The following is a 21,196-nucleotide window of genomic DNA, read 5'->3' on the forward strand; positions in this document are numbered from 1 at the left end:
GCGACCTCCGCGTCCCAAACGCGGCGCGATAACCGGGCTACGCTACACCCCGAATTGGTTATCAAAAAATATGTCTCTCAACATATTGTTGCGGAGAGACAGGGATTCGAACCCTGGGTAAGTGTTTCCACCTACGACGATTTAGCAAACCGCTCCTTTCGGCCACTCAGGCACCTCTCCAGTAATTCTTCAATGAACTGTTGCTCTAAATAGCGGATGCAAATGTAGTAAGTATTACTGATTATACACAACTATTTTTAATGTTTTTTTTCAATAAAAAAATACATCCCTGTTACTCAGGATATTCCACACGCAAATGATAAATATTTATTAGCTTTTGCTTGAATATTTTCTTTATCGTTTCAATTTCTTTGAACGTAATGTCTGCATTTAAAAATTGGTTTGCCTTCATCTGACCAGAAATTATTTTGTCAACAAACTCATCAATAATTAAAAAAGTTGGGTTCTTTAAACTTTTAGATGCCGCTTCAACAGAATCTGCCATCATAAGAATAGCGGTCTCCCTAGAAAATGGCAACGGACCGGGGTACCTAAAATCTTCTTCATTTACCTCTTCTTCCAATTCTTTCTGTTTCTTATAAAAATAAAATACCAACGTGGTACCATGATGAGATCGTATAAAATCTATTACACGGTCAGGTACATTGTTCTTTCTAGCTATTTCTATTCCTTTAATGACATGATCAATTATAATACGGGCACTGTCCTTAGGCGTAAGTTCATCATGCGGATTAACATTGGTCACCTGGTTCTCTGTAAAGTACGTAGGGTCGTTCATTTTGCCAATATCATGATACAACGCCCCTACCCTTACCAGCATTGCATTTGCACCAATTTCATTAGCGGCGGCTTCAGCTAAATTGGCCACCTGTAACGAATGATGAAAAGTTCCTGGTGCTCTGTTCGATAATTCCTTTAAAAGCTTTGAATTTGTATCTGACAATTCCAATAACGACACATCTGATACCAGCCCGAAAACCTTCTCATAAATGTAGATCAATGGCTGTACAAAAAGGGTAATCATACCATTTAAAAGAAAAAGTCCCAATGTGTACCATTCAATATCGCTTAAATCTCCCTCATGTATGGTATGAAAAGCTAAATACCCAACAATATAAATAAGAGTAATTTGACCCACACTAACAAAAAGATTTGCTCTTTTGTACAATTCCGATACAGTCAAAATAGTAACGATACCTGTGATAATTTGGAGAAATATATACTCAAAACTATTAGGCACCACAAAACCTAAGATCAGAATGGTCAATACATGTACAAACAGCCCCAATCTGGCATCAAAGAACGTTTTTAAAATAAGCGGAAGTATACATAGCGGTACAACAAATACCAGTTGATCATTGTACTTTATAACCATGGTGGTAATGAATACCATCAAGAGAATATTGAAAAATATAAAAGTGACCTTTACATTATTTTCGTATACCGTTCTCCTATATTTTTTCAAGAACAAGAAAAGCATAATTAGTACTAAAGCAACTAGCACCGTATACCCAATTAGTATATAATAATAGTTATTGGCAGTCCATAGTTCAGATTCATACTCGGACTTTAAAGATTCTAATATTTTTAGATTTTCAGCCTCTACGACTTCTCCCTTGGCAATAATCAACCTACCTTGATCAACAGTACCTCTTGTATAGGATAATTTGGACAAAGCTTCTGCCCTGGCTTTTTGTGTAAGACTATTATCAAAACTTACATTTGGCGAAATAATATCAAAGAACAAAGCCTGTATTTCTTTCTCAAATTCAAATAGGTTGTTCTCGGAGAGCACCTTACTCACCAAACTGGTAATTTCATTTACCCTATAAAAATCTGAAACCCTTACTTTTCTTGCTTCATTGTCCTTTACCAAATAAATAAAGTTACGCTGAATTTGTTTTCCATTGTTTTGTAAAATGCCCTTGGCATAGACAGAATCTAGCACTATCTTGGAATAATACTTTAAACGAGTTTTCTGGTTTTCACTAAGAACGCTTTGCCTCCATATATCCTGAAACTTCTCCTCAAACTCTTCTTCTACCCTATTTACTTCAGCTTGATCATATCTATAGTAGGGTAACTGATTACTTTCTATAACCTGTTTTTCTTTCTCAATTTCTGCATTGGTTTTTTGAATTGAAAAATCAAAAGGAGCATACAAGTTTTCGAACTGCCAAGGTTTGCCTTTTTGAAATTCGTATTTAAACTTCCCTCCCTTAGGCAAGAAAAACACTATAAATGCCACCGCTACAAAATAGAGTATATACTTGAAAATGAGCGATTGCTGTTTGTAAAGATTATCCAAAAGAAAATTTATTAGGTTCTTCAAAAATAGAAAATTATAAACTGATAACTAGTAATTGAATCGATATCCCTTGGGTTGCTATAGAATTTAGTAATTTCGTGTAATCAAATAATATAAAACATGAAAGAAGTCGTTATTGTATCAGCCGTTAGAACTCCAATAGGTAGTTTCATGGGCGGATTATCAACAGTTACCGCTCCAAAATTAGGGGCGATCGCTATTGAAGGCGCATTAAAAAAAATAAACTTATCCCCAACATTAGTAGATGAAGTTATAATGGGAAATGTAGTACAAGCAGGCACAGGTCAAGCACCTGCCAGACAAGCTGCTATATATGCCGGCATACCAAATACAGTACCTTGTACTACCATTAATAAAGTATGTGCTTCGGGCATGAAATCCGTAATGCAAGGGGCACAGGCAATTGCTCTAGGCGATGCAGATGTAGTTATTGCCGGTGGCATGGAAAACATGAGCTTAATACCACATTATGTTCATATGAGAACCGGTACAAAATTTGGTCCCACCTCTTTGATAGACGGTATGCAAAAGGACGGTCTTGTAGATGCATATGATGAAAATGCCATGGGAGTATGTGCAGATGCATGTGCTACTAAATATGAATTCAGCAGAGAAGATCAAGATGCTTACGCTATTCAATCTTACAAAAGATCTGCAGATGCATGGGAAAATGGCAAATTTGATAATGAAGTTATACCCGTTGCCGTACCACAAAGACGCGGAGAACCTAAAATGATTACAAAAGACGAGGAATTCAGTAATGTATTTATTGAAAAAATTCCAAATTTAAGACCCGCATTTTCAAAAGACGGAACAGTTACCGCTGCCAATGCATCTACCATAAACGATGGTGCCGCTGCATTAATATTAATGAGCAAGGAAAAGGCAGAAGAACTAAGTTTAAAACCACTGGCTACAATTAAAAGTTATGCCGATGCCGCACACGAACCCGAATGGTTTACAACGGCCCCAGCTAAAGCATTGCCTAAAGCTTTGGCAAAGGCAAACCTTAAATTAGAAGAAATAGACTTTTTTGAATTTAACGAAGCCTTTTCAGTTGTTGGTCTTGCGAATACGAAAATATTGGGCTTGAACGATAAAAATGTGAACGTAAATGGTGGCGCTGTATCTTTGGGGCACCCGTTAGGTTGTTCTGGCGCACGTATTTTAATTACACTTTTGAACGTTTTGGAACAAAACAATGCTACATTAGGTGCTGCCGCAATATGTAATGGCGGTGGTGGTGCTTCCGCTATAATTATTGAAAAAGCTTAAGCGCATAAAATAATTCTATGCAATACGGTATTTGTCAATTAAGCATTGTTCCTGTAAGAAGCTCAGCCGATGAGGTATCTGAACTAATTACCCAACTTTTGTTCGGTGAACATTATAAGGTGTTGGAAAGCAGAAAAAACTGGTCTAGAATTAAGACTATTGCAGACAAATGTGAAGGGTGGATATTAAACAGCCAACTTAACTTTATAGCAGAAGACGAGTTTACCACCATACAAGCAAACCAAACAAAAAACCATGTTGCAGAATTAATATCGTTTGTTGAAGATTCCAATCAAATTTTAACCCCAATTTTAATTGGCTCCTGCATACCGAATACACCATCAATGCCAGTAAATTTTAATGGTATCGCAATCAACAAATCTCAAACAAAGGAAAGCCTTGTTAAAATAGCATTGCTATACCTAAACTCCCCTGAATTAAAAGGAGGTAAATCTCCTTTCGGTATCGATAGTGCCGGTTTTACGCAAATGGTCTATAAAATAAATGGTTACCATCTTTTAAGGACGGCAGAAGAACAATCTACACAAGGCTCTGCTTTGAGTTTTGTTGAAGAAAGCGAAGCGGGAGACTTAGCTTTTTTTGACAATGCCAGCGGAGAAATTGATCATGTAGGCATCATAATGAATGACAACTACATTATTCATGTTAACGCTAAGGTTAGAATAGACCGTCTTGATCATACAGGCATCTTCAATAATGACCTTAGAACCTATACCCATAAATTGCGGGTCATTAAAAAGATAGTATAAAAAAAGGCCCTTAAAAGGGCCTTTAATTTTTATTGACAAGCTAGGGATTACTCTCCTAACATCTTCTTCATTTTCATGAAGTTTTCATTGTCACCCATTGCTCCGTAAATATTCTTAAGCTGAGTCATGATATTTTCATTATCAGGGCTGCTCTTTAATGCATCTTCCAATACATCTGCACCTTGCTTGAACAAACCATCTTTTTTCTCTTTCAACTCATCATATCTAGCAATATCCGCTCTAGAGTTACCTAATGAATTCATTTCATCAATTAACTTGTTACCTTCATTTACATATGTAGTAGAAAGGTTCAAATAAGCATTCGTATATTCAGGGTTAAGCTCAATTGCCTTTTTATAAGATACACGTGCATCTTCGTAATTCTCTTGCTCCATACTAATTACACCAACGTTGTAATGTAAATCTGGATTGTCTGGAGCCAATGCAATTGCCTGAGCCATTAATTCCTTGAACTTATCTTTATTTCCTTGATTAAAGTATAGATTAGCTTCGTTCAAAATTAAGTTTACATCTTCTGGATCATTCTGTCTAGCAGCTTGATAAGCCTCTAAAGCCTTTTCATCTTGACCTAATTGTGTGTAGATCAATGCAGTGTTCTTAACGATCTCAGCTTTTTTGGATGGTGTTTTTTCATCTACAGGATTTGAATATGTACCTGACTTAACCATAAGGTCACGCTGAACTTTATCCATTTCTTCAACTTCACCAGTTGCCGCATTAGTAGCCTTATAAACCATACCACCACCATCATAACCAACTTCTTGTAGTTTGTTGTAATAATCAAGCGCCATCTCGTAATGTCCACCGTTTACCGCACTACCTGCTGCATAATACAAGTATGAAGTATCTTTTGGACTAAGCGTGTAGCTCATATACAATTTTTCAGCAGCTTCTTTAAATTTGTTGTTACCGTTATCGCTAACAGCAGAGTTTACCAAATCAGCGGTTAATGCCGCCATATATTGGTTAGTTTCTGCAGTATATTTCTGCTTACCTGAAGCCTCTTCTATTTCTACAACTTTCTTAAAAGAATTTGCCGCTTTTTCAAATGCATCGTTGTTTCCTTTTTTGGCAAGGTCATTATATATCTTACCTCTGGTAAAATAATATTGAGCCTGGGTCTTTTCGTCTGCAGCAGCAATTGTACCTGAAGCAGCCTCTAAGGCAGTTTGAGCAGCAGCAGCATCTCCACCTTTCAACGCCTTCTCTGCAGCCTTTATTTCATTTTTTTGAGCAAAACCGACCATTGTAAATGTCAGTGCCGCCACAAGTAATAACCTATTTTTCATTTTAATTATATTAATTATTAGTGTTTAAGATTTAATTTTTTATTCTTCCGTATCTGGGTTTTCTGTTTCCGTCCCCTCTTCTGCATCATTAGTATCAACCTCCGTGCCATTTTCAGTATTCACTTCAATATCAAGTATTTCAGCTTCTTCCAAATCATCCTCATCTTTCATCACCTTGGCAACGGCAGCAATAGAGTCGTTACCCTTAATATTGATCAAACGTACACCTTGAGTTGCCCTACCCATAACACGTAGATCTTCTACGCTCATACGAATTGCAATTCCAGATTTATTGATAATCATTAAGTCGTCAGAATCGGTAACGTTTTTAATAGCTACTAGTCCGCCCGTTTTATCGGTTACGCTAATAGTCTTAACCCCTTTACCACCTCTGTTGGTTACTCTATAATCATCAATACTTGAACGTTTACCATAACCTTTTTCAGAAACAACTAATATTTCATCTTCAAAATTATGAACAGAAACCATACCGATTACCTCGTCTTCATCATTTGCCAAAGTAATACCACGAACCCCAGAAGCATTTCTACCCATTGGCCTTGTCTTACTTTCTTCAAAACGAATTGCTTTACCGGATTTAAGTCCTAAGAAAATCTCACTTGAACCCGTAGTTAATTTAGCTTCTAACAATTCATCACCGTCACGCACGGTAATAGCATTAATACCGTTTTGACGTGGTCTTGAATATTGCTCTAAGGATGTCTTCTTAACAACACCTTTTTTGGTAGCCATTATCACATAATGCGCATTGATATACTCTTCATCTTTTAAATCTTGCGTGCAAATGAATGCTTTTACACTATCATCTTGCTCAATATTTATAAGGTTCTGAATTGCCCTACCTTTTGATGTTCTACTACCTTCAGGAATTTCGAATACCCGCATCCAGAAACATTTTCCTTTTTGCGTAAAGAACAACATGTACTGGTGATTGGTTCCTACAAATAAATGCTCCAGGAAATCTTCATTTCTGGTTGAGGACGCTTTTTGACCGACTCCTCCCCTATTTTGTGTTTTATATTCACTTAATGGAGTTCTTTTGATATAACCTGCGTGAGAAATGGTAATAACCACTTGCTCATCGGGTATCATATCTTCCATGCTTAAATCACCACCCGCTATATTTATTACAGATCTTCTTTCATCTCCGTATTTACCTTTTATCTCAAGAAGTTCATCTTTAATGATTTCCATTCTACGCTCCTTCTTATCAAGAATATCTTTCAAATCAGCAATAAGAAGCATAATTTCATCATACTCCGTTCTTAACTTGTCCTGTTCAAGACCGGTAAGTTGACGAAGTCTCATTTCTACGATCGCCTTGGCCTGAATTTCACTTAATTTAAATCTTTCAATTAAGTTGGTTCTTGCCTCATCAGCATTTTTAGAAGCCCTAATAATGGCAATTACTTCATCTATATTATCCGATGCTATAATCAACCCTTCTAATATATGCGCACGATCTTCAGCTTTCTTTAACTCAAACTGAGTACGTCTTACCACAACCTCGTGTCTATGCTCAACGAAATAGTCTATCATCTCCTTCACATTCAACAACTGCGGTCTTCCATTGACCAGAGCTATGTTATTGACACTAAAGGAAGTTTGCAAAGCCGTATACTTAAAAAGCATATTTAAAACGATATTTGGTATAGCATCTCTCTTTAAGATGTACACAATACGCATACCGTTACGGTCAGATTCATCTCTAATACTAGAGATACCATCTAATTTTTTATCATTGACAAGATCCGCCGTTTTCTTGATCATGTCCGCTTTGTTAACCTGGTATGGAATTTCGGTAACAACGATACACTCACGCCCTTGAACTTCTTCAAAAGTTGCTTTTGCTCGCATTTTTACACGCCCCCTACCGGTATGAAAAGCCTCTTTTACACCATCATAACCATAAATAATACCTCCTGTAGGAAAATCTGGAGCTTTAATATGTGTTATTAACTCATCTATTTCTATGTCATTATTATCAATATATGCAACCGTACCATCTATAACCTCTGATAAATTGTGTGGAGGCATATTGGTAGCCATACCTACAGCAATACCGGAAGCACCGTTAACCAACAAACTTGGCACCCTTGTTGGCAGTACCGTTGGTTCTTTTAAAGAATCATCAAAATTCAACTGATAATCTACAGTTTCCTTTTCAATGTCAATAAGCATATCATCTGCGATCTTGCGCATTCTAGCTTCTGTATAACGCATTGCCGCAGGGCTATCACCATCAACAGAACCAAAGTTACCTTGACCATCTACAAGCATATAACGCAAGCTCCATTCTTGAGCCATACGAACCATGGCGTCATAAACCGAAGTATCGCCGTGTGGATGGTACTTACCTAAAACTTCACCAACAATACGCGCAGATTTTTTATGTGAGCTATTACTTCTAACTCCTAATTCATGCATTCCGAAAAGAACTCTTCTGTGCACGGGTTTCAACCCATCCCTGACATCTGGCAGGGCACGTGACACTATGACCGACATTGAGTAATCAATGTAGGCAGATTTCATTTCCTCTTCAATATTAATGGGAATCAATTTTTCACCGTCAGCCATTTTAAAATCTTCTGTTTTTTAATTAGTAAAAAAGCATGCCAATATACTTAAATCCTGAGCGTTTTAAGAATAAGTGGATTTAATAATATTATTTTTTATTAACACTGGGCATAGTTATGTTAATTTTTACTTTCTAAGCGTATTTAGGCACTATAAAAGCCGTATTTAATGGGTTTTACAATAACTTTAACGATTATAGGTACGGTATTTGCCATTGATTGAATCATATTTAGTAATTTTATAGTAGATAATATAGTATATGGATGATAATTTTTCCCCAAGAGTTAAGGATGTAATTGCTTATAGCAAAGAGGAAGCATTGCGTCTTGGTCACGATTTTATCGGTACCGAGCACCTCATGCTAGGGCTTCTTAGAGATGGAAACGGGAAGGCTATAAGCATTTTAGATGCTTTAGAAGTTGATCTTGAACACCTACGTAGAAAAGTAGAAATACTTAGTCCTTCTAACCCTAACGCCAGTGGCGTACAAAAAGATAAAAAGAATTTACACCTAACAAGGCAGGCAGAGCGTGCATTGAAGACAACCTTTTTAGAAGCCAAGCTTTTTCAAAGTTCTTCAATCAACACAGCACACCTATTACTTTGTATTCTTAGAAACGAGAACGACCCTACTACGAAGCTTTTACACAAATTAAAGGTGGATTATGACGGAGTTAAGGAACAGTTTAAATTTATGATTACAAGCGACGACGATATGGTTGACGGGCCTACGGCCGAGTCTTTCCCTAGTGATTCTGAAGACGCAAATGAAGGTAAAGAAAGTACTTTCGGAGCTTCTTCAAGCCAAAAAGGCACCAAGAAATCCAAAACCCCGGTGTTAGATAATTTTGGTAGGGACCTTACCCAAATGGCAGAGGAAAATAAATTGGACCCAGTTGTTGGTAGAGAAAAAGAAATAGAAAGGGTTTCTCAAATTCTTAGTAGAAGAAAAAAGAACAACCCATTACTTATAGGTGAGCCCGGTGTTGGTAAAAGTGCCATTGCAGAAGGTCTTGCCCTAAGGATCATCAACAAAAAAGTTTCTAGAATTCTTTATAACAAAAGAGTTGTTACCCTTGATCTAGCTTCATTAGTTGCCGGAACAAAATATCGTGGACAGTTTGAAGAGCGAATGAAGGCCGTAATGAACGAACTGGAAAAAAATGATGATGTCATTTTATTTATTGACGAAATTCATACTATTGTAGGTGCTGGTGGTGCTACAGGAAGTTTAGATGCCTCAAACATGTTTAAACCAGCTCTTGCAAGAGGTGAAATTCAATGTATAGGTGCCACTACCCTTGATGAATACAGACAGTACATTGAAAAGGACGGTGCTTTAGAAAGACGTTTTCAAAAGGTTATTGTTGAACCGACCTCTGTTGATGAAACAATTGAAATCTTACACAATATAAAAGGTAAATACGAAGATCACCATAATGTAACCTATACGGACGAAGCTATTGAAGCTTGTGTTAAATTGACAAATAGGTACATGACCGATCGTTTTTTACCGGACAAAGCTATTGATGCCCTTGATGAAGCGGGTTCTCGAGTACACATTGTAAATATGGACGTTCCAAAACAAATTCTTGAATTGGAAAAGAAATTGGAAGATGTACGCGAGCTAAAGAACAGCGTTGTCAAAAAACAAAAATACGAGGAAGCCGCAAAGTTACGTGACGATGAAAAAAGTCTAGAAAAGGAACTGGCCATTGCTCAAGAACGTTGGGAAGATGATAGCAAGCTCAACAAAGAAACCGTTAGCGAAGATAATGTTGCAGACGTAGTTTCCATGATGAGCGGCATTCCTGTCAACAGAATTGCGCAGACCGAGAGTAACAAACTTGCAGGATTGCCAGAGCTTATCAAATCTAACGTGATTGGTCAGGATGATGCGGTAGCAAAGGTCTCAAAAGCGATACAACGTAACAGAGCCGGACTTAAAGATCCTAACAAGCCAATTGGTTCGTTTATATTCTTAGGTCAAACGGGAGTTGGTAAAACACAACTGGCAAAAGTATTGGCTAAAGAGCTATTTGATTCTGAAGATGCACTTATTCGTATTGATATGAGTGAGTACATGGAGAAGTTCGCCATTTCTAGATTGGTTGGTGCACCTCCAGGGTACGTAGGCTATGAGGAAGGCGGTCAGCTGACCGAAAAAGTTAGAAGAAAACCTTACTCTGTAATTCTTTTAGATGAAGTTGAAAAAGCGCATCCAGACGTATTTAATATGCTTTTGCAAGTATTGGATGATGGTTTCTTGACAGATAGTCTTGGTCGTAAAATCGATTTTAGAAATACCATTATTATAATGACTTCTAATATCGGTGCCAGACAATTAAAAGATTTTGGCCAGGGTGTCGGTTTCGGTACATCTGCCAAAAAGTCACAAGAAGATGCACATCAAAAAAGTGTCATAGAAAATGCTTTGAAAAAAGCCTTTGCGCCTGAATTCTTAAATAGAATTGATGATGTAATCGTTTTTAACGCGCTAGAAAGAAAAGACATTCACAAAATCATTGATATAGAATTAGCGAAGTTGTTCAAGAGAATCAAAGATATTGGTTACCATTTGAACCTTACTGACGAGGCTAAAGATTATATCGCTGAGAAAGGTTTTGATAAACAGTATGGAGCTAGACCGTTAAAAAGAGCAATTCAAAAATACATTGAAGATGCACTTGCGGAAGAAATAGTGAATTCTAAACTTAAGGAGGGGGATAGTATTTACATAGACCTGGATAAAAAAAGTGAAGAATTGACCATTAAAATTGAAAAAGCAGAAGAAGAATCACCTAAAACATAGGTATTCCCACTTTATTAATATTTGAAAAGGAGCCCTTTGTAGGGCTCCTTTTTCGTACAATTCATTTTCTATTGTAAGAATACAAATACACTGTTAGGTAAGCATACGCAGTACGAACGATATTTTAGCGTTTAAACTAAAAATTTACCTAGAAAATGGAGTTCCTTTTACTTTCGCTTCAGACACACTATATAATAAATTTAAGAATGAAGTTAGGATCTACCAAGAAAAAGGTAATTGTGCGGGAGTACGAATTAGAAACTGGAAAAATTCAAGTATATGATAATTACATGGTATCAATTTTTGATGAGGGAGCTACACTAACTTTAGAGAGAGCATATCAAATAATTGGTATATCAGAGATTCATTTTAGGGACAGAAATTTTGGTTTTATCAGTTTACGCAAAAATTCCTTTGCCATAGATCCTACCATCTATAACTATCTTAAACAATTAGACAACCTTAAAGCTTTTGCAATTGTATCTGTAAAAGAGATAGATATGCATAACTTTAAGATTGAAAAACTGTTCTATAAAAAACCAATGAAATTTTTCATTGAATTTGATAATGCCTTAAAATGGGTAAAAAGAAGAGTTAATTCTTAGAGAAAATCAACTTTGTTGATTTTCTTCCTCTACTTCAGGCTGTTCAGGCATTTTAAATAAATCTAAATATGCACCAGCTATATTTTCAATTAAATGAGAGGCCGTTAAAGATTGAAATCCTGTAGATTCTACAGCAATATCACCAGATTTACCATGTAAGTAAACTCCAAATATTGCCGCATCTAAAGCAGCATAGCCTTGTGCGCACAAACCTGTAATTACACCCGTTAACACATCACCACTTCCTGCGGTTGCCATACCAGGATTACCGGTCGTATTCACATAACCCTTGTCATTCTTAACTACGATAGTATGTGCTCCTTTAATTACCACGATACATTTATGCTTTTTAGAAAATTTCTTGACCTTTGCCAGTTTATCAAAATCATCTTTCCATTTACCAATTAATCTCTCCAGCTCTTTTGGATGCGGAGTCAAAATTGCATCTCCTGGTAAATCTTTTAATAAGACTTTGTTTTGTGATAGAATATTAAGAGCATCCGCATCGAGCACCAATTGTTGCTCGTTACTTTTTAGGAAACCCGATAATGCATTCACAGTGCCCTCACTAGTACCCATACCTACTCCAACCCCAATGACCAATGGCTCTATATCATATTTAATATCCGACAGTTCTTTTTCGTTAACATCAGTTAACACCATAACTTCCGGTAAAGATGTCTGTAGAATATTGTAACCTATTCTAGGTATAAACGATGTTACCAGACCACTACCTGAGTAAAGCGCCGCTTTAGACGAAAGACAAACAGAGCCCATTTTGCCATAACTACCACCAATGACCAATGAATGACCGTAGGTACCCTTATGCCCGTATTTCTCACGAGGTTTATACATGGTAAGGACTTCATTCTTACCTATTAATTCATAATCGGTATCCGTTTCCCTTAAATATTCCGGATCTAAGCCAATATCCAATACCTCCCATTGTTCTACATACTTTCCGGTTTCCGGCAAGAAAAAAACTAGTTTGGGAGTTTGAAAACTCAATACAAAATTAGACTTGATGATGGCATCAAAATCCTTAGGTCCTTGATCGGTGAACAATCCTGAAGGAATATCAATAGAAAGAATAAATGCTTTAGAAATATTCAAATGCTGAATTACTTTAACGACCCATTCATCTGGAGTTCTATTTAATCCTATTCCAAAAATTCCGTCCACAATTATATCTTCCCTTCCTATTACCGGTAGCTCATCATCACAATTCATAAAATTAGGCCACACCTTACGATCTTTCAGTCTATCTAAATTTATCAAAAAATCCTTTGATCGCTTTTCGCTGTAATTAACAACATAGACTTCTACATTGTAACCATGATCCACAAGATGTCTTGCAAGCGCTATTCCATCGCCACCGTTATTACCTATACCACAGAATAAATGTATTTTAACAGGCGCACCTTGCATGCGCAAATGCATCCAATTAAATACTTGTATGGCAGCACGTTCCATTAATTCGTTACTACCTATTTCTTCTTTCTTTATAGAAATTTGATCTGCCTTATAAATCTGTTTTGCACTATATAATTTCATTCTTTATTTTTTTTATAGCTAAAAAGTAACGATTCCGTAAAAAATTGTGGAATCATTTGATTAAGATATCAAATGTACTACATTTGATTTTCAACCATTAGTATTTATGGACTGCTCAATAACAGACATAACATTAGATTTCACTTCAGCTACTATTACTTATGGTACAGCTACGGCGCGTTTCACCCTTTGGGGTTAAAAACTATATATCTCCGTACCCGTGTTTAATTACACCATATCTTAAATCACAAAGTCAATATTACACATCATGAAAGTTCTAAAATTCGGTGGTTCATCTGTAGCCAAGCCTGAAAATATAGTTAAAATTAAAAATATAATCTCTAAATACAACGACCCAATAATTTTGGTTGTTTCAGCTTTAGGAGGTGTTACCGATCTATTATTGGAAGCCGGCACATTAGCGGCCAACCAAGATCAATCCTATAAAGAAATTTTAAACTCTTTAGAAGAAAGACATTTATCTACTATAAAAGAATTGATGCCGGTTACGGCACAAAGTAAAGTGCTCAGCAAAGTAAAAAGTGAGTTCAATGTGCTAGAAACCCTTTTAGAAGGTGCTTTTTTTATTGGGGAAATCACCCCAAAATTATCAGATAAAATTATGAGTTACGGAGAACTTCTCTCCTCATACATCATTAGCGAATACCTTATTAACCAAAAACTAGATGCTGAATTTAAAGACAGTAGATCGCTTATTGTTACACATAAACTTAATGGTAAAAATGTGGTTAATTTTGCTAAAACCAATGCAAACTGCATCAACTATTTTAAAGCTTCAACCAAACAAGTAATCGTATGTCCTGGTTTTATAGCCACATCAGAAGAGGGTATTTCTACTACATTAGGTAGGGGTGGCTCTGATTATACGGCCGCTATTTACGCTGCCGCCATAGATGCCCAAGTTCTAGAAATCTGGACAGACGTTAGTGGAATGTACACCGCAAATCCTAAAATGGTGAAGCAAGCCAAAGCAATTCCGCATATTTCGTACGAGGAAGCCATGGAGTTGTCCCACTTTGGCGCCAAGGTACTTTACCCACCTACTATTCAGCCGGTATTGACCAAAGGAATATCAATAGTTATAAAGAATACTTTTAGTCCTGATGAAGCCGGAACATTAATTACAAAATCCAAGAACGAAAAAGGTAAGACTGTTCGTGGAATAAGCCATATAGGAAATATTGCGCTGCTTTCTTTAGAAGGATCTGGCATGGTAGGTATTCCGGGAATTTCAAAACGCTTTTTCGAAGTACTTTCTCAAGCTGATATTAGCGTAGTATTAATTACGCAAGCTTCTTCTGAGCATTCTATCTGTGTAGGTATTTCTGCCGATGATGTTGAAAAAGCAGTAAGCATAGTTAACGAAGCCTTTGAATATGAGATCGAAAGAGGTCGTATTAAGCAGGTAATTCCTGAAAATAATTTAGCAATTGTTGCTTTGGTTGGTGACAACATGAAGAGCCATCAAGGTTTAAGCGGAAAAATGTTCAGCACACTTGGCAAGAACAATGTAAATATTAGAGTAATTGCCCAAGGTGCATCTGAAAGAAATATTTCTTGTATTATAGATGAAAAGGATGTCAAAAAAGCGCTTAACGCACTGCATGAAGAGTTTTTTGAGGAGAACATTAAACAATTGAACCTATTTGTAATGGGTGTTGGTAATGTTGGAGCTAAATTTTTAGAGCAAATTAAGGAGCAGCGTAAGTTCTTGAAAGAAAACTTAAAGTTGAATATTCGAGTAATAGGAATGTCCAATTCAAGAACCATGCTTTTTGATGAAAAAGGGATTGATTTAAATAATTGGTCTGCAAAACTTGCCGAAGGAGAAAAAGCCGATAAAGTAAAATTCTTAGAGTTGGTAAATAGTTTAAACTATAGAAATAGCATTTTTGTTGATAATACTGCAAGTGAAGAGGTTTCTAAAACGTATAGCGAGTATTTGGGCAACAGCATTTCTGTAGTAACCTGTAATAAAATTGCATGCTCCTCTGCATTTGAGAACTATTCACATTTAAAATCTCTAGCAAGAACATATAACGCACCGTTTTTATTTGAAACCAATGTTGGCGCCGGTCTACCTATAATTGATACACTTAAACATTTAATAGCCTCTGGCGATAAAATATTAAAAATACAAGCTGTACTTTCTGGAAGTTTAAATTTTGTTTTCAATAATTTTAATGACCAAACTACCTTTCATGACGTGGTAAAACAAGCTCAGGAAGAAGGCTATACGGAACCTGATCCAAAAATTGATTTAAGTGGCGTTGACGTAATGCGTAAAATTTTGATCTTAGCTCGCGAGAGTGGAAATCAATTGGAAATTAGTGACATTACCAACAATCCATTTTTACCTGAAGAGAGTTTAAATACAAAAAATAACGAAGAATTTTTTGCTTCTTTAATAAAGCATGAAGCGCATTTTCAATCTTTATTTACCAGCGCCAAAAATGCAAATAGTAAATTAAAGTATGTGGCGCAATTTGATAATGGCAAGGCTAGTGTTGGTCTTCAGGAAATACCTAAAGGCCATGATTTCTATAACTTAGAAGGTAGTGACAATATTGTTCTTTTTTATACGGAAAGATACCCTGACCAACCAATGATCATAAAAGGGGCAGGTGCCGGTGCCGCGGTTACAGCCTCTGGTATTTTTGCAGATATAATACGTATTGGAAACTTCTAAATTTCACAACAACAGTCTCATTATGAACCAAAGCGAAATAAAAGTTTTTTGTCCGGCAACTGTTGCCAACGTTTCATGCGGATTTGATGTTCTTGGCGTTGCACTTGACTCGGTCGGTGATGAAATGTTGGTTAGAAAAGTGCCTCAAAAAGGAATTAAAATCACCAAACTTACCGGACAAGATTTACCAAAAGAGACCTTGAACAATGTTGCCGGTGTGGCCGGTAACGCTTTTTTATTGGCGTCTGATTATGATGGCGGATTTGAAATTGAAATTGACAAAAGAATAAAACCCGGTAGCGGTATAGGTAGTAGTGCAGCAAGTTCTGCGGGTGCCGTTTGGGCCATGAACCAATTGTTGGGCAACCCTTTCGGCAAAACAGAGTTGGTTAAATTTGCAATGGAAGGTGAACGTCTGGCAAGTGATGTTGCCCATGCAGATAATGTTGCCCCTGCCCTTTTTGGTGGTTTTACACTGGTACGTAGTTATAGTCCTTTGGATATTATTGCAATACCGGCCCCAACAGAGCTTTATGTAACGGTAATACATCCACAGATAGAAATAAGAACTTCAGATTCTAGAAAGATTTTAAAGACGACTATTTCTATGGAAACCGGAATTAAGCAATGGGGAAATGTAGGCGGTCTTGTAGCAGGTTTATTCAAACAAGATTACGAACTTATTGGCAGATCTCTTGAAGACCATATAGTAGAGCCTATTCGCTCTATTTTAATACCAGGTTTTGATGAAGTTAAAAAAGTTTCTCTAGATGCCGGTGCCCTAGGTTCTGGAATTTCTGGCTCAGGACCTTCTATATTTGCATTCAGCAAAGGGAACGATACTGCAATAAAAGTGGGCAATGCAATGAAAACCGTTTATGATAAAATTGGAATTGCTTATGAAATACATATATCCAAAATTAATATGGAAGGCGTAAAACTTATATAAGTTGACCAGTAGTACATAAATAACATTAAAATATATTCAGCTTGAAATTCTATAGTCTAAACAACAAAGCACCCGAGGTTTCCTTTGATACTGCCGTAATTAACGGTATAGCACCTGATAAAGGTTTGTATTTTCCAGAGAAAATCAGTCCATTATCCAGCTCTTTTTTTGAAAATATTGAAAATTTATCGAATGAAGAAATTGCATTTAAGGCAATACAGCAATTTGTAGAAGGGATTGTACCCAATGATGTATTGAAAGATATATTAAAGGAGGTATTGGACTTTGCTTTTCCGGTAGTTGAGATTACTCCCAATATTGCTACATTAGAACTGTTTCACGGTCCTACCATGGCCTTTAAGGATGTAGGCGCTCGTTTTATGGCGCAATGTCTAGGTTATTTCTCTAGATCTAGCGATAATGAAGTTACCGTACTCGTGGCTACTTCCGGTGATACCGGCGGTGCCGTAGCCAATGGTTTTCTTGGCGTAGACGGAGTAAATGTCGTTATTCTTTATCCTAGCGGAAAAGTGAGCGATATTCAAGAAAGACAACTTACTACTTTAGGAAAAAACATTACCGCTTTAGAAGTAGATGGTACTTTTGATGATTGTCAAGCTATGGTAAAGAATGCCTTTTTAGATAAGGAACTTCTTGACCATATGAAGCTGACTTCTGCCAATTCTATAAATGTAGCCCGTTGGTTACCACAATTATTTTATTTTCTTTTCGCATATAAGCAAGCAAAATTAAAAGGTAAAGAAATAGTTTTCTCCGTTCCTTCGGGCAACTTCGGTAACATCTGCGCAGGATTAGTTGCTCAAAGATTGGGTATGCCCGTTAAGCACTTTGTTGCCTCTACAAACGTGAACGATACCGTACCACAGTTTATGCTTACAAAAGAGTACACTCCTAAACCTTCTACAGCGACAATTTCCAATGCTATGGATGTTGGTGACCCTAGCAACTTTATAAGAATAAGACATCTGTTTCAAGATAATTTTGAAGAGCTGAAAGAACACCTTTCTTCTTTTTCGTTTAACGATAATGAAACCAAAGATGCTTTAAAGGAAATTTACGATATAAAAGGGTACATTGCTGATCCTCACGGCGCTGTAGGCTACTTGGGATTGAAAAAATATCAAGAACAATATCCTGATACTTATGGTATTTTTTTGGAAACTGCCCACCCGGTAAAATTCTTGGACATCGTGGAAGAAACCTTAAATGAGAAATTAGAAATCCCTTTTCAAATCCAGAAAGTAATGGGTAAAACCAAAAAATCAATTAAGATTTCAACCTATGGCGGACTCAAGGATTTTCTATTAAAATCTTAAAACTTACTTAAAGAATAATATTTTCCCAATTCAAGGTTTAGCCACATTTGCTTCTATTTATTTTCGATAAATTTGTATCGCTAATAAATAGACTAAAATGAAAAATACTGCGCTTACCACAACACACGAATCTCTTGGTGCCAAAATGGTACCGTTTGCCGGTTATAATATGCCTGTTTCTTACGAAGGTGTAAATGCTGAACATGAAACAGTACGAAATGCTGTTGGGGTTTTTGATGTATCTCACATGGGCGAGTTTTTAATTTCTGGACCAAACGCGTTAGCCTTGATTCAAAAAGTATCTTCTAACGATGCCTCAAAATTAACTATTGGCAGAGCACAGTATAGCTGTTTACCTAATGAAACGGGTGGTATTGTAGATGATCTTATCATATATAAAATAAAAGAAGAGCAGTATTTGTTGGTGGTAAACGCCTCTAATATTGAAAAGGACTGGAACCATATTTCTTCATACAATGCAGATTTAAAAGCAGATATGAGAGACTTGTCCGAAGGTTATTCCCTTTTGGCAATACAAGGACCAAAAGCAGTGGAAGCTATGCAATCATTGACCTCCATTAATTTAGCCGATATTAAATTCTATCATTTTGAAGTATCTGATTTTGCCGGTATAGAGAATGTAATTATTTCAGCTACAGGATATACAGGTTCTGGTGGATTTGAAATTTACTGCAAAAATGAAGAAGTAAAACAAATATGGGACAAGGTTTTTGAAGCCGGAGCTGATTTTGGTATTAAACCGATCGGATTAGCTGCAAGGGACACTTTACGCCTAGAAATGGGCTACTGCCTTTATGGAAATGATATTGACGACAACACCTCTCCTTTTGAAGCCGGTTTAGGATGGGTTACAAAATTTACCAAAGATTTTGTAAACTCTGAAGCTTTAGCAAAAGAAAAACAACAAGGTCCAGCACGTAAATTAGTAGCATTTGAATTAGATGAACGTGGTATACCTAGACATGGTTACGATATTGTAGATAGTAGCGGTAAAACCATAGGCGTGGTAACATCCGGTACTATGTCACCTTCTATGGGAACAGGAATAGGCCTAGGCTATGTTCCTCCTGTATTTACTGAAATAGGTAGTAAAATCAATATTCAAATTAGAAAGAAAGCTGTGCCCGCAACTGTGGTAAAATTACCATTTTACAAAAAATAAATGATAGATTTTCAAAGTGTTCTCACCGCTATAAATGAAGCTGCATCCAACGAGAAGGAAAGAGGAGAAATTGCTGATTATATTCCAGAATTGGCAAAAGTAGATGTAAACAATTTTGGTATACACCTTATTGATAGTCAACAGAACGACTATGCTGCAGGAGATTCTAATGAACTGTTTTCAATTCAAAGTATCTCAAAGGTTTTAACATTATCCATGGCATTGAGCCTTATTGGTGAAAATGTTTGGGAACGTGTAGATGTAGAGCCTTCCGGCGATCCATTTAACCATCTATCATTATTGGAGCTTGAAAATGGAATACCTAGAAATCCGCTAATAAATCCGGGTGCAATTGTCATTGCGGATATTTTGGTTTCCCAATTAGAAAACCCGAAAGAAGATTTTCTAACCTACGTTAAAAATATCGCAAATGACAACACTATAAACTATGATGAAACTGTAGCACTTTCTGAAAAGAAAACAGGGTTCAGAAATTTTGCCGCCGCTAACCTTTTAAAATCTTATGGCAATTTAAATAATGAGGTAGATGTTGTTTTAGACTTCTATTTTCATCAATGTTCACTAGCCATGAATTGCGCACAGCTAACACATATATTCTATGTTTTCATGAATCATGGTAAATGTAGAAGAAACAAATCATACTTGACCTTATCTCAGGTAAAACGTATTAATGCCATAATGCTAACCTGTGGATTCTATGATGAAGCAGGTGAATTTGCTTTTGAAGTTGGTCTACCCGGTAAAAGTGGCGTTGGCGGTGGCATTGTAGCATTGCTACCAAATAAATTCTGTGTAGCCACATGGTCTCCAGGACTCAATGCCAAAGGAAATTCCAAATTAGGAATGCTAGCCCTAGAAAAATTAACTACAGATACAGAACTTTCTATTTTTTGAAATTAGACTCTAAAAAAATATTGATTCTTGGCGGAAGCGGATTCATAGGTAATGCAATTTACAAGGAACTTTGTAATTATTTCGATACCTATGGTACCTATTGCCATGCTGCGAATTCATTCTCCTCAAATAAGCAATTTGTACATTATAACCTTGAAGAAGACGATATCGTTGAAATTTTAGAAGAAATTAAGCCACAAGTAATCATTTCAGCCGTTAGGGGAAATTTTGCCGCTTTGGTCATTGCCCATAATCATATTGTAGAATATGTTTTAAAAGAGGACTGCAAGATATTCTTTATTTCTTCTGCCAATGTTTTTGATGCATATAGCAAGTATCCATCTTACGAACTGGACAAGACTTTATCCGAAAGCATTTATGGCAGACTTAAAATTAAAATTGAGAATATGCTACTTAGGCTACCAAAAAACAAAATGGCAATACTACGGGTACCTATGGTGTTTGGCAACAGTTCTCCAAGGGTTAGGGATATGAAAAAGGCCATCCTAGAAAATGAACCGGTAGAAGTGTTTCCTAATTTGATATTGAATGTTACCAATGATGACAAGTTAACACAACAAATTCACTACCTTATAAATAGAAATAAAACGGGTATTTATCACTTAGGCAGCAATGACCTTACTCATCATGAAGATTTTATAAAAGAAATATTAGAGCGTGTCGGTAATTTTAATCCTATTATAAAAAGGGTGTATACCACCAATGAGGATAGATATTTGGCTGTTTTGCCAAAGACCAATACCTTACCTAAAAATTTACAATTTAACTTTCAGGAAATTATTGACCATCATGTTTTAAATTAATAAC

The 21,196-nt window shown here is 36.4% G+C and carries 14 protein-coding genes and 1 tRNA gene; 10 read left to right on the forward strand and 5 right to left on the reverse strand.

The features are described from left to right. Positions 1-91 precede the first annotated feature (91 nt). Positions 92-180, reverse strand: a tRNA-Ser gene (locus QZ657_RS14910). A 112-nt stretch (positions 181-292) separates the two neighbouring features. Beyond that, positions 293-2,353 (reverse strand): HD family phosphohydrolase, encoded by a 2,061-nt coding sequence (locus QZ657_RS14915; protein ID WP_412759692.1) that lies wholly within the window; start codon positions 2,351-2,353, stop codon positions 293-295. 96 nt (positions 2,354-2,449) lie between these two features. On the opposite strand from QZ657_RS14915, the gene QZ657_RS14920 reads away from it, so the two are divergent. Next, positions 2,450-3,625: an acetyl-CoA C-acyltransferase gene (locus QZ657_RS14920; RefSeq protein WP_291967891.1), complete on the forward strand. Its 1,176-nt coding sequence runs from the start codon at positions 2,450-2,452 to the stop codon at positions 3,623-3,625. Between the two features lie 17 nt (positions 3,626-3,642). Further along, the gene (locus QZ657_RS14925) at positions 3,643-4,395 is read left to right on the forward strand and encodes an NlpC/P60 family protein (RefSeq protein WP_291967893.1); all 753 of its coding nucleotides are present in this window, start codon (positions 3,643-3,645) and stop codon (positions 4,393-4,395) included. 47 nt (positions 4,396-4,442) lie between these two features. Here QZ657_RS14925 and QZ657_RS14930 read toward each other — a convergent pair whose 3' ends face one another. Both QZ657_RS14930 and gyrA read right to left on the reverse strand, forming a co-directional pair. Beyond that, positions 4,443-5,705, reverse strand: a complete 1,263-nt coding sequence (locus tag QZ657_RS14930) for a tetratricopeptide repeat protein (RefSeq protein ID WP_291961685.1) — start codon at positions 5,703-5,705, stop codon at positions 4,443-4,445. Positions 5,706-5,744: 39 nt separating this feature from the next. After that, entirely contained in the window at positions 5,745-8,303 is a 2,559-nt protein-coding gene (gene gyrA, locus QZ657_RS14935) for a DNA gyrase subunit A (RefSeq protein WP_291967895.1), read from the reverse strand. A 259-nt stretch (positions 8,304-8,562) separates the two neighbouring features. On the opposite strand from gyrA, the gene QZ657_RS14940 reads away from it, so the two are divergent. Further along, positions 8,563-11,115, forward strand: a complete 2,553-nt coding sequence (locus QZ657_RS14940; RefSeq protein ID WP_276472736.1) for an ATP-dependent Clp protease ATP-binding subunit — start codon at positions 8,563-8,565, stop codon at positions 11,113-11,115. 206 nt (positions 11,116-11,321) lie between these two features. Further along, entirely contained in the window at positions 11,322-11,720 is a 399-nt protein-coding gene (locus tag QZ657_RS14945) for a hypothetical protein (protein ID WP_036155664.1), read from the forward strand. Positions 11,721-11,726: 6 nt separating this feature from the next. On the opposite strand, the gene QZ657_RS14950 is transcribed toward QZ657_RS14945, so the two are convergent. Then, positions 11,727-13,274 carry an NAD(P)H-hydrate dehydratase gene (locus QZ657_RS14950; RefSeq protein ID WP_291967897.1) on the reverse strand — a complete coding sequence of 516 codons (1,548 nt, stop codon included), beginning with the start codon at positions 13,272-13,274 and terminating at the stop codon, positions 11,727-11,729. Positions 13,275-13,542: 268 nt separating this feature from the next. On the opposite strand from QZ657_RS14950, the gene thrA reads away from it, so the two are divergent. The 6 genes from thrA (at position 13,543) to QZ657_RS14980 (ending at position 21,192) form a co-directional block, all read left to right on the forward strand. Beyond that, positions 13,543-15,984 (forward strand): bifunctional aspartate kinase/homoserine dehydrogenase I, encoded by a 2,442-nt coding sequence (gene thrA, locus QZ657_RS14955; protein ID WP_291967898.1) that lies wholly within the window; start codon positions 13,543-13,545, stop codon positions 15,982-15,984. 22 nt (positions 15,985-16,006) lie between these two features. After that, positions 16,007-16,933, forward strand: coding sequence for a homoserine kinase (locus QZ657_RS14960; protein WP_291967900.1), 927 nt, complete (start codon positions 16,007-16,009; stop codon positions 16,931-16,933). Between the two features lie 41 nt (positions 16,934-16,974). Beyond that, the gene (gene thrC / locus QZ657_RS14965) at positions 16,975-18,270 is read left to right on the forward strand and encodes a threonine synthase (protein WP_291967902.1); all 1,296 of its coding nucleotides are present in this window, start codon (positions 16,975-16,977) and stop codon (positions 18,268-18,270) included. A gap of 97 nt (positions 18,271-18,367) precedes the next feature. Then, the gene (gene gcvT, locus QZ657_RS14970; protein ID WP_276472731.1) at positions 18,368-19,453 is read left to right on the forward strand and encodes a glycine cleavage system aminomethyltransferase GcvT; all 1,086 of its coding nucleotides are present in this window, start codon (positions 18,368-18,370) and stop codon (positions 19,451-19,453) included. Further along, positions 19,454-20,368, forward strand: a complete 915-nt coding sequence (locus QZ657_RS14975; protein ID WP_291967903.1) for a glutaminase — start codon at positions 19,454-19,456, stop codon at positions 20,366-20,368. It abuts the gene before it with no gap. Further along, a complete protein-coding gene (locus tag QZ657_RS14980) occupies positions 20,365-21,192 on the forward strand; it encodes a sugar nucleotide-binding protein (RefSeq protein ID WP_291967905.1) in 828 nt (275 codons plus the stop codon). The genes QZ657_RS14975 and QZ657_RS14980 overlap by 4 nt, the downstream gene beginning before the upstream one ends. Positions 21,193-21,196 lie beyond the last annotated feature (4 nt).

Origin of the sequence: Maribacter sp. (assembly GCA_020629415.1) — a bacterium.
Taxonomy (GTDB): Bacteria; Bacteroidota; Bacteroidia; order Flavobacteriales; family Flavobacteriaceae; genus Maribacter; species Maribacter huludaoensis.

Coding starts and splice junctions, on each gene's coding strand:
- QZ657_RS14920 (WP_291967891.1), top strand. CDS start 2,450: ATGAAAGAAGTCGTTATTGTATCAGCCGTTAGAACTCCAATAGGTAGT.
- QZ657_RS14925 (WP_291967893.1), top strand. CDS start 3,643: ATGCAATACGGTATTTGTCAATTAAGCATTGTTCCTGTAAGAAGCTCA.
- QZ657_RS14930 (WP_291961685.1), bottom strand. CDS start 5,705: ATGAAAAATAGGTTATTACTTGTGGCGGCACTGACATTTACAATGGTC.
- gyrA (WP_291967895.1), bottom strand. CDS start 8,303: ATGGCTGACGGTGAAAAATTGATTCCCATTAATATTGAAGAGGAAATG.
- QZ657_RS14940 (WP_276472736.1), top strand. CDS start 8,563: ATGGATGATAATTTTTCCCCAAGAGTTAAGGATGTAATTGCTTATAGC.
- QZ657_RS14945 (WP_036155664.1), top strand. CDS start 11,322: ATGAAGTTAGGATCTACCAAGAAAAAGGTAATTGTGCGGGAGTACGAA.
- QZ657_RS14950 (WP_291967897.1), bottom strand. CDS start 13,274: ATGAAATTATATAGTGCAAAACAGATTTATAAGGCAGATCAAATTTCT.
- thrA (WP_291967898.1), top strand. CDS start 13,543: ATGAAAGTTCTAAAATTCGGTGGTTCATCTGTAGCCAAGCCTGAAAAT.
- QZ657_RS14960 (WP_291967900.1), top strand. CDS start 16,007: ATGAACCAAAGCGAAATAAAAGTTTTTTGTCCGGCAACTGTTGCCAAC.
- gcvT (WP_276472731.1), top strand. CDS start 18,368: ATGAAAAATACTGCGCTTACCACAACACACGAATCTCTTGGTGCCAAA.
- QZ657_RS14975 (WP_291967903.1), top strand. CDS start 19,454: ATGATAGATTTTCAAAGTGTTCTCACCGCTATAAATGAAGCTGCATCC.